This is a genomic window from Propionivibrio sp. (assembly GCF_017995515.1).
Taxonomy (GTDB): domain Bacteria; phylum Pseudomonadota; class Gammaproteobacteria; order Burkholderiales; family Rhodocyclaceae; genus Propionivibrio.
Map to the genome: position 1 here is coordinate 1 of NZ_JAGOIT010000145.1, position 6099 is coordinate 6099.

At 63.4% G+C, this 6099-nt stretch carries 9 protein-coding genes; 5 read left to right on the top strand and 4 right to left on the bottom strand.

Annotation, left to right across the window (positions count from 1 at the left end; translation table 11 throughout):
* On the bottom strand, window positions 1-1985 hold a 1985-nt coding region (locus KBA32_RS15985), incomplete at its 3' end, for an N-6 DNA methylase (RefSeq protein ID WP_294361130.1).
* 456 nt (window positions 1986-2441) lie between these two features.
* On the opposite strand from KBA32_RS15985, the gene KBA32_RS15990 reads away from it, so the two are divergent.
* The 5 genes from KBA32_RS15990 to KBA32_RS16010 all read left to right on the top strand — a co-directional run bounded on the left by KBA32_RS15990 (window position 2442) and on the right by KBA32_RS16010 (window position 5036).
* A complete protein-coding gene (locus KBA32_RS15990; protein WP_294361132.1) occupies window positions 2442-3131 on the top strand; it encodes a CsgG/HfaB family protein in 690 nt (229 codons plus the stop codon).
* A 23-nt stretch (window positions 3132-3154) separates the two neighbouring features.
* Window positions 3155-3523 (top strand): DUF4810 domain-containing protein, encoded by a 369-nt coding sequence (locus KBA32_RS15995; protein WP_294361134.1) that lies wholly within the window; start codon window positions 3155-3157, stop codon window positions 3521-3523.
* Window positions 3524-3534: 11 nt separating this feature from the next.
* Window positions 3535-4227 carry a DUF799 domain-containing protein gene (locus tag KBA32_RS16000; protein WP_294361136.1) on the top strand — a complete coding sequence of 231 codons (693 nt, stop codon included), beginning with the start codon at window positions 3535-3537 and terminating at the stop codon, window positions 4225-4227.
* Between the two features lie 108 nt (window positions 4228-4335).
* A complete protein-coding gene (locus tag KBA32_RS16005) occupies window positions 4336-4593 on the top strand; it encodes a type II toxin-antitoxin system Phd/YefM family antitoxin (protein ID WP_294361138.1) in 258 nt (85 codons plus the stop codon).
* Between the two features lie 65 nt (window positions 4594-4658).
* Window positions 4659-5036: a PIN domain-containing protein gene (locus KBA32_RS16010; RefSeq protein WP_294361140.1), complete on the top strand. Its 378-nt coding sequence runs from the start codon at window positions 4659-4661 to the stop codon at window positions 5034-5036.
* On the opposite strand, the gene KBA32_RS16015 is transcribed toward KBA32_RS16010, so the two are convergent.
* From KBA32_RS16015 to KBA32_RS16025, 3 genes are all read right to left on the bottom strand, one after another.
* A complete protein-coding gene (locus KBA32_RS16015; protein ID WP_294361142.1) occupies window positions 5037-5408 on the bottom strand; it encodes a type II toxin-antitoxin system VapC family toxin in 372 nt (123 codons plus the stop codon).
* 2 nt (window positions 5409-5410) lie between these two features.
* Entirely contained in the window at window positions 5411-5605 is a 195-nt protein-coding gene (locus tag KBA32_RS16020; RefSeq protein ID WP_294361144.1) for a type II toxin-antitoxin system VapB family antitoxin, read from the bottom strand.
* Window positions 5606-5662: 57 nt separating this feature from the next.
* Window positions 5663-6099, bottom strand: a 437-nt coding sequence (locus KBA32_RS16025; RefSeq protein WP_294361146.1) for a hypothetical protein, incomplete at its 5' end; no start/stop codon positions are given.

A 6099-nucleotide genomic window follows, 5' to 3' on the forward strand; every position in this document is an offset into this window, starting at 1 on the left:
GTTTCGGCGATGAGGTCGGTCACCGCTTCAGGAATGGCCTCATCGGGCACGTCGGCAGCGGCCTCGTGGGCGGCGAGCAAGGATTCAATTTCGCCCGCGTAGTCCGGGCAGGCACCGGCGACCCGGTCATGCACCTGGGCGATCTCGTCGAGCTGCGTCTGGGTGTATTTCTGCACGAAGAGCACCGAGGTCTTGGTGCCGGTGTGCGGCTTGAAGGTGTTGGAGTGCAGGCCGACCACTGCCAGCAGCCGCGCCTTCTTGAGGATCCATTCGCGGATGAAGGCCAACGACGAGTTGTTGAACTTGCCCTGCGGTAGCACGATGGCGGCACGCCCACCGGGCTTGAGCATTTTCAGGATGCGCTCGATGAAGAGCACGTCGCGCTCTTCCTTCGGCGACTTGTCGTCGCCGGCGCGCTTGAGGGCCGGCTTTGCCAGCTCGTAGCGCGCGAGCATCTTGCGATCCTTGATTTCGCCGGCAAACGGCGGATTGGCCAGAATCACGTCGAACTTCAGCTCGTCGAAGTATTCCCACGCCTTGTCTTCATCCCTCAGGGTTTCGCCGTCGGGAATCTTCCTGGCGGTGAGCTTGGCCTGGCGGAGGCCATGCATCAGCGCCTGACCCGAGGCGTTCTCGTACCAGGTGCGCGGGTCGAGACTGCTGACATCGGGGCCGAAGATGTTGGTGTGCCCGTCGCCGGCAATCAGCATCAGCGCGCGTGAAGTCTTGGCCGCGCGCTGTTCGAAGTCGATGCCCCAAAGGTACTTGGCAGCGTACTTGTGCTTGCGCAATTCGCGCTGCTCGTTGTCCTTGGCGGGATAGCACCAGTCCATGGCGTGCAGCAGGAAGCCGCCGGAACCGCAGGACGGGTCCATGACGAACTCGTTGCGCTTCGGGTTGAGCATGCGCACGCACATTTCGACCACGTGGCGCGGCGTGAAGAACTGGCCTTTCTTCTTCTTCGCTTCGGTCGGCAGCAGGTACTCGAAGGCGTCGTCCATGATTCGCAGGTTCGAGCCCATGAGGCGTACGCCTTCAAGCTGTCCGATGCAGACTTGAAGGTGGCGTTTCGCCAGCTCGATGTCTTCACCTTGCCGGAAGATGCCGGGCCACTCGTCACAAGCCTTGTGAAACAGACCGTTGATGCGGTCGTAGGTGAGATCAGGGTCTGGAAAACCGGTCTTCGAGTTCACCACTTGACCAAACTCGACGGTCTTCTCCTTGCGGACTTCCTCCGCCTGCTTCTCATCCCAGATTTTTGCGAAGATCAGCTTGAAGATTTCGTTGAACTCGTCCTTGCCACTGTCTGCGAGGACGAGTTCTTCCAAGCCTTGAATGATGTTCTTGAAGTTGAAGTGCTTCTTCAATTGCAGAAGCGTCTTCTTCGCTTCGAGTACATCCTTCGGACTCTGTCCACGCCTTGGAATATCGAACAGCGTGTCGTCGAACTGCGCCGGGTAAGGGCGGTGAAGGATGATGCTGTCGGTGCCGTTGGACCACACCGCCACCGGCGCACCCTTGGCGTTCATGTAGCTCTTGAGCTGCTCGATACCGTCCTTGCGCTTGGGCTTCTTGCACTCGACGATGATCTTCGGCGTCAGCTTGGTGGCATCGGTGTAGACGATGATGTCGGCCGCCTTGGTGCCGATTTCGGTGCCGAACTGGACGCCCTTTTCCAGATCGATCTCGTCGGCCTGGTAGCCGTATTGATGCATCAGCTTGTAGACCCAGAGCTGCCGGACAATCTCTTCGGGCGCCGACTTGCCGCCCTCGGCATAGACCTGAACTTCTTCGTTGCCGGTGGAGAAGGGGATGAGGCTCTTCAGGTAGTACTTGGTCTTGCCAGCATCCTTGCCGGTGCTTGCCGCCTTGGGATAGATCGTGAGGATGTCGTCGATGGACTTGCCGAGGTTCTCGAACTCGGTGAGCTCGTACTTGACGCCAGGTTCCTTGAAGATGCGGTCGATGAGTTCTTTGGTGTTCATGGATTCTCGGTTGCTGGAGCTGTCTTGTAGGCCTGGCGTCGTGCCATCGTGATCGCTGATTTCTTCTCGAACCAGCGTCGGGCAACCATTCAAACGGCGGTCCTTAGTGCTGATCGCCTTCTATTTGATGCTGATGCGTTACTTATGGGCGTTTCAACGGGTTGGTAGCGCTTGTCATCGGGATGTGAGAGGTCTGGTGCTCGCGTCCGCTGAGCGGTCGTTTATGGGCCCGAAGTGTACGGGAACAAGGAGGAGTAAGCGAGGTATGCCAGCGCGCTTCTGCTGTGCGTTACAGGAGCGAGATGACGTGCTGTGGTCGAACCTTGCAATACGGGTGGAGGTGGTTCGCGCCGCGAGTGCGCGCACGCTTTCACGCACAAGCCCATGGCATCGAAGCACGTCTGCGCGCTAGAATGCCGCTCTCTACTTTTTTGGCATAACCTGGAGCCCGACGCCATGCCTCGTAAATCCGCCCTCCGTAAAGTCGCCGCTGGTGTCGTGCTGCTCGGCGGTGTCGCCCTGATGTCGGGCTGCGCCACCGAGCAATCGCGCACGCTGGAAGTCGCCAAGGTCGCCTCCGCCGGCACCACGTACAACGGCCCGCGCAGCCTCATCGCGGTGGGCAAGTTCGACAACCGCTCGAGCTTCATGCGCGGCATCTTCACCGACGGCGTCGATCGCCTCGGCAGCCAGGCCAAGACCATCCTGATCACCCACCTGCAGCAGACTGGCCGCTTCAACGTGCTCGACCGCGACAACATGCCGGAGATCAAGCAGGAGGCGGCGCTGGCCAAGTCGGCGCAGAACATCAAGGGCGCCTCCTTCGTCATCACCGGCGACGTCACCGAGTTCGGCCGCAAGGAAACCGGCGACCGCCAGCTGTTCGGCATCCTCGGCCGCGGCAAGTCGCAGGTTGCCTATGCCAAGGTCAATCTCAACGTGGTCAATGTCGAGACCTCCGAGGTCGTCTACTCGACCCAGGGCGCCGGCGAATACAGCCTCGACAATCGCGAGGTCATCGGCTTCGGCGGCACCGCGAGCTACGACTCCACGCTCAACGGCAAGGTGCTCGACCTGGCCATGCGCGAGGCGGTGAACCGCCTGGTCGAAGGCATCGAGTCCGGCGCCTGGCAGCCGGGCCGCTGATTCCTCCGCCGCGGACCAAGACGATGAAGCGTTTTTCACTTGCACGGCTGGCGGCCGCTGTGCCGCTCGCCGCCACGCTGCTGCTCGCCGGCTGCGCCACCGGCCCGCAGCCGCTCTACTACTGGGGCGACTACCAGCCCACGCTCTACGGCCACTTCACCAAGGAGGTGGGGCCGCAGGAGCAGATCGCCAGCCTCGAAGCCGGCCTGGAAAAGGCCCGCGCCGCCGGCAAGCCGGTGCCGCCCGGATACAACGCCCACCTCGGCCTGCTCTACGCCGAAGGCGAACAGACCGACCAGATGCTGAAGTACTTCGAGGCCGAGAAGACGCTCTACCCCGAGAGCGCGTCCTACATGGACTTTCTGCTCGCCAAGTTCAAGCGCGCGCAATGAGGCGAACGACGATGCGATTCCGAATCCCCTCCCTCCGCCTTTCGCGCGCCGGCCTCGCCGCTGCCGCGGCCGCGGCGCTCTTGGCCACCGGCTGCGCCACGCCCACGCCCTACGACTACAGCGCTTTCAAGCAGAGCCGCCCGACCTCGATCCTGGTTCTGCCGCCGCTCAACAGTTCGCCCGATGTGGCCGCCACCTACAGCATGCTGGCCCAGGTCACCCAGCCGCTGGCGGAATCCGGCTATTACGTGCTCCCGGTCAGCCTGGTGGACGAGACCTTCCGTCAGAACGGGCTGCACAACCCGGGTGAGATGCACGAGGTCGGGGTACAAAAGCTGCACGAGATATTCGGCGCCGACGCCGCGCTCTACATCGACATCAAGCAGTACGGCACCAGCTACGCCGTGCTGTCGAGCGAGAGCCGCGTCACCGCCGAGGCCAGGCTCATCGACCTGCGCAACGAGCAACTGCTGTGGCAGGGCCAGGCCACCGCCTCCAGCGCCGAAGGTCGCAGCTCGAGCGGCGGGCTGGTCGGGCTGCTCGTCCAGGCCGTGGTCGCCCAGATCGTCGAGAGCGTGACCAACCAGTCGCATCCCATCGCCGGTATCACCAGCACCCGGCTGCTGGCGGCGGGGCGGCCGAACGGCATCCTGTACGGGCCGCGTTCGCCGAATTATCAGAAGGATGGCGGTGCGCCGCGCTGACATGCAGCCTCGGGGCGGTTGAGGCCCCGGGGAGGCACCCGATGGGGAATTGACGGCTCACTTCCATCGGCAAAAACTGGTCAGAAAGCTAGTCAGGAGGTGTTGATCATGCGGGTATGGCCAGTCCAGGACGCCAAGGCGCGCTTCAGCGAGTTCCTCGACAGCTGCCTGACCGAAGGCCCGCAGATGGTTACCCGGCAGGGTGTCGAGGCCGCAGCCTTGATTCCGGTGCAGGAGTGGCGCCGCCTGCAGGCCGCAGCGCGGCCTTCGCTCAAGGCCCTGCTGCTGGCGGACGAGGGCTGCACCGAAGAACTCGTTCCCGCGCGCGGCAAGGCCCGGCCCCGCGCGCCGGTGGATCTGGGCTGATTGGCATCTGCCTGCTCGACACCGACGTCGTCTCCGAACTGCGCAGGCAGCAGCCCCACGGCGCCGTGGTCGCCTGGCTGCAGTCAGTGGATGACGCCAGCCTGTTCCTGTCGGCGGTCACGCTCGGCGAGATTCAGGCCGGGATCGAACGCACGCGCGAACAGGATCCCGCGAAGGCCGCTGAAATCGAGGCCTGGCTCGAGCGCGTGGCCAGTGCCTGGAAAGTGCTGGCGATGGATGCTGCGGCCTTCAGGGAATGGGCGCGGCTAATGCGCCGCCAGTCCGACACACTCTACGAGGACGCAGGGCCTGACGGTGGTCACGCGCAATGTCGCGGACTTCCGGGCGCTCGGGGTGGATGTCCTCAATCCTTTCGCGTAGCGAAGGACTCCGCGGCGATCGAGGCGGTGCCGGGGAGCAGGGTGCGCGTGCGCACGCCTTGATCAGTGTGCGGGCAAGTAGGCCAGGTCAAGGCGGCTGCTTGCAGCCAGCAGTCGCTTGTCGCGCGTCCAGAGCTTCGCGCCCGGTGTGAGTCGGGTCGCAGCCAGGAGACTTGCATGGACGTAGCCGATGCCGAGGCCGAAGAGCGCGTGCGCCTCGATGAAGTGCAAAACCTCCTCATCCGTCGCGACCTGCGCTCTGGGCAGTTGGCTCATTGCGTCCAGGATGGCACTGCGGTTGTTCAGGTTGCCGAGGGCGAGTTCTCCCACGACCGACGGGTGCGAGAGCACTCGGTCGTGGTCGAGTAGCGCGCAGAGGTGTTCGTCGCCCGCGCGCAGGTGATCGATCCAGATCGAGGTGTCGACCAGGATCATGCTCAAGGCGCCGATTGGCGCCGCGGGACATCCCGGAGCTGCGGTTCGGAGCCGCCGAGCAGGCTGAGGCGTTTTGCGCTTTCGCGTTGTATCAGCGCGCGCAAGGCCTCGCGAACCAGCTGGGTCTTCTCCGTCATGCCGGTGAGGGCCTGTGCCTTGGCGAGCAAGTCGTCGTCGAGCGCGAGCGTGGTACGCATGGGAAACTCCTGAATGTGTGCATCGAATATAGCATCTAAAGATGCGTATTTTGATGCCTACTTGAGGCGCTGGAGCCATGCATACCGCGCCGGATCCTGTCGCAGCAGGAAGGCCTTCATCGCAGCTTTGCCAGCCTTGTCCGCCTGTCGGTAGATACTGCGCAGCTCATCGTCGATGCCTTGTGATTTCGCGCCGCGCTCTTCGGCCTTCATGTACCAGGCATGACCGAGATCGAAATGGCGAAGTTCCATGTGAAGCGCTCCGAGCAGGGTGCACGGGCGGTAGTTGTCGGGCTGCAGCGTATGCGCTTCTGTACCGAGGGCGATCGCTTCCTCGCGACGATCGAGGTCGCGCATCGCGCCGCCGCGGGTCGTGAGGATGGCGGAGTGGAGTTTGCGGTCGCGGGTCCGGTCGGGCGAGAGCAGGTCCAGCAGTTCGACCGCCGATCGGGCCTGCTTGGCTTTGCGGTAGTGCTTGCAGGCGGTGAGCGCGA

What these genes read in the sequence shown, in the direction of transcription:
- KBA32_RS15990 (WP_294361132.1), top strand. Translation starts at nt 2,442, where the DNA reads ATGCCTCGTAAATCCGCCCTCCGTAAAGTCGCCGCTGGTGTCGTGCTG.
- KBA32_RS15995 (WP_294361134.1), top strand. Translation starts at nt 3,155, where the DNA reads ATGAAGCGTTTTTCACTTGCACGGCTGGCGGCCGCTGTGCCGCTCGCC.
- KBA32_RS16000 (WP_294361136.1), top strand. Translation starts at nt 3,535, where the DNA reads ATGCGATTCCGAATCCCCTCCCTCCGCCTTTCGCGCGCCGGCCTCGCC.
- KBA32_RS16005 (WP_294361138.1), top strand. Translation starts at nt 4,336, where the DNA reads ATGCGGGTATGGCCAGTCCAGGACGCCAAGGCGCGCTTCAGCGAGTTC.
- KBA32_RS16015 (WP_294361142.1), bottom strand. Translation starts at nt 5,408, where the DNA reads ATGATCCTGGTCGACACCTCGATCTGGATCGATCACCTGCGCGCGGGC.
- KBA32_RS16020 (WP_294361144.1), bottom strand. Translation starts at nt 5,605, where the DNA reads ATGCGTACCACGCTCGCGCTCGACGACGACTTGCTCGCCAAGGCACAG.